A 560-nucleotide genomic window follows, 5' to 3' on the forward strand; every position below is an offset into this window, starting at 1 on the left:
GGCCCGCGTCACTGCGGAAAACCCGAGAAAACCCCCAAAAGCACGGCAGGACGCGGAACTGCGCGCCGCCCGTGCTTTCCAAGGGGGTGTATATTGAACCTTGAACCCGGCAAAGGTGTTTTCCGAATGGGCCAGAAACTCAAGATAGCAGGATGGGTGTCGATCGGCGTGTTCGCCGGCGCCCTGACCACGGTGTCCCTGCAGACCGTCGCGCGCGGAGCCATGACTCCGCTTCCCCTCGAAGAGATCCAGCAGCTCTCGGCGGTCTTCGGCCTCATCAAGACCGACTACGTCGAGCCGGTGGACGACAAGAAGCTCATTACCGATGCCATCTCGGGCATGGTGTCGAGCCTCGACCCCCACTCCCAGTACTTCGACAAGAAGTCCTTCAAGGAATTCCGCGAAGGCACCACGGGCCGCTTCGTGGGCGTGGGCATTGAGATCACCCAGGAAGACGGGCTGATCAAGATCGTCTCGCCGATCGAGGGCTCCCCCGCCTTCCGCGCCGGGCTCAAGACCAACGACCTCATCACCAAGATCGACGACACGGCGGTCAAGGG

General features: G+C 62.1%; 1 protein-coding gene. It reads left to right on the plus strand.

Features of this window, described 5'->3' with window-relative positions; translation table 11 throughout:
- Positions 1–126: 126 nt before the first annotated feature.
- Positions 127–560: S41 family peptidase (locus K9U40_RS23310; RefSeq protein ID WP_282892446.1), on the plus strand; the 434-nt coding region annotated here is incomplete at its 3' end.

This window comes from Xanthobacter autotrophicus, assembly GCF_030015065.1.
GTDB lineage: Bacteria > Pseudomonadota > Alphaproteobacteria > Rhizobiales > Xanthobacteraceae > Xanthobacter > Xanthobacter autotrophicus_D.